Below are 2,097 nucleotides of genomic sequence, written 5' to 3'. Positions count from 1 at the left end.
ATCAGGAACTGCATCCCTCCCATTACGGTTTCACGGAAGCCGATTGGGATCGCAAGATCTTCCTCGACAACGTCCTCGGCATCGAATTCGGCACCATCCGCGAGATCGTTACGATCCTCGAGCGCACCTATTGCCAGACGCTCGGCGTCGAATTCATGCACATTTCCGATCCGACCGAGAAGGCGTGGATCCAGGAGCGCATCGAAGGGCCCGACAAGGAGATCACCTTCACCCGCGAGGGCAAGCGCGCCATCCTCAACAAGATGGTGGAAGCCGAGGGCTTCGAGAAGTTTCTCGACCTCAAATATACAGGCACCAAGCGTTTTGGCCTCGATGGCTCTGAATCGCTGATTCCCGCGCTCGAACAAATCATCAAGCGCGGCGGCAATCTCGGCTGCAAGGAGATCGTGCTGGGCATGGCCCATCGCGGCCGCCTCAACGTTTTGACGCAGGTCATGGGCAAGCCGCATCGTGCTCTGTTCCACGAGTTCAAGGGCGGCTCGTTCGCGCCTGACGACGTGGAGGGATCGGGCGACGTGAAGTACCATCTCGGCGCTTCGTCGGATCGTACGTTCGACGGCAACAACGTGCACCTGTCCTTGACCGCGAATCCGTCGCATCTCGAGATCGTCGATCCGGTGGTGCTCGGCAAGGTTCGCGCCAAACAGGATCAGCATGGCTGCTCGCCGGACAACCGCACGGCGGTGATGCCGCTCCTCATCCACGGCGACGCGGCGTTCGCGGGGCAGGGCGTCGTCGCCGAGTGCCTCGGCCTGTCGGGCCTGCGCGGACACCGCACGGGTGGCTCGGTTCATTTCATCATCAACAACCAGATCGGCTTCACCACCGATCCGCGTTTCTCGCGCTCCTCGCCGTATCCTTCGGATGTGGCGAAGATGGTCGAGGCGCCGATCTTCCACGCCAACGGCGACGATCCGGAAGCGGTGGTGTTCGCCGCGAAGGTCGCGATCGAATATCGCCAGAAGTTCCAGAAGCCAGTGGTCGTGGACATGTTCTGCTATCGCCGCTTCGGCCACAACGAAGGCGACGAGCCGGCTTTCACCCAGCCGCTGATGTACCGCAAGATTCGTTCGCATCCGTCAATCCTGGAAATCTACGCCAAGAAGCTGATCGACGAAGGCACTGTCACCGCGGCTGAATTCGAGGAGATGAAGACCTCCTGGCGCTCGAAGCTCGACGCGGAATTCGACATCGCATCGAACTACAAGCCCAACAAAGCGGATTGGCTCGACGGTCGTTGGGCCGGCATCAAGGCTGTGCGCGAGGACGCCGACGATCCGCGCCGCGGTCAGACGGGTGTTTCCGTCGAGGAGCTGCAGAAGATCGCGAAGGCCCTCACCACCATTCCGGAAGGCTTTCACCTTCATCGCACGATCCAACGCTTCCTMGACAACCGGAAGAAGATGATGGAGACCGGCGAGGGCATCGACTGGGCGATGGCCGAGGCTTTGTCATTCGGTTCGCTGCTCGTCGAAGGGCACCGCGTCCGTCTTTCCGGCCAGGATGTGGAGCGCGGCACGTTCTCGTCCCGGCACTCTGTCCTGATCGATCAGGAGAACGAGGAGCGCTACACGCCGCTCAACCACATCAACGAGAACCAAGCGCGCTACGAGGTCATCAACTCGATGCTCTCGGAGGAGGCCGTGCTCGGCTTCGAATACGGCTACACGCTCTCGGAGCCGAACGCGCTGACCCTGTGGGAAGCGCAGTTCGGTGACTTCGCAAACGGCGCGCAAGTCGTGTTCGACCAGTTCATCTCTTCGGGAGAACGCAAGTGGTTGCGCATGTCGGGCCTCGTGTGCCTCCTGCCGCATGGCTATGAGGGGCAGGGACCTGAGCATTCCTCCGCACGTCTCGAGCGCTGGCTGCAGATGTGCGCGGAAGACAATATGCAAGTGGCCTATTGCTCGACCCCGTCGAACTACTTCCACATCCTGCGTCGGCAATTGAAGCGAGATTTCCGCAAGCCGCTGATCCTGATGACGCCGAAGTCGCTCTTGCGTCACAAGCGGGCGGTGTCGCCACTCAACGCAATCGCAGAGGGAACGTCCTTCCACCGCGTGCTGGGTGATGATG

Annotated in this window: 1 protein-coding gene; it reads left to right on the top strand. The window is 61.0% G+C overall.

Features of this window, described 5'->3' with window-relative positions; genetic code table 11:
* Window positions 1-2,097: 2-oxoglutarate dehydrogenase E1 component (locus AC1DT3_RS19025; RefSeq protein WP_477466783.1), on the top strand; the 2,097-nt coding region annotated here is incomplete at both ends.

The sequence above is a fragment of the Microvirga sp. P4_G7 genome, assembly GCF_056401005.1.
Note: the sequence above shows the minus strand (reverse complement) of the source record. Positions and strands in the feature narration are given on the sequence as shown.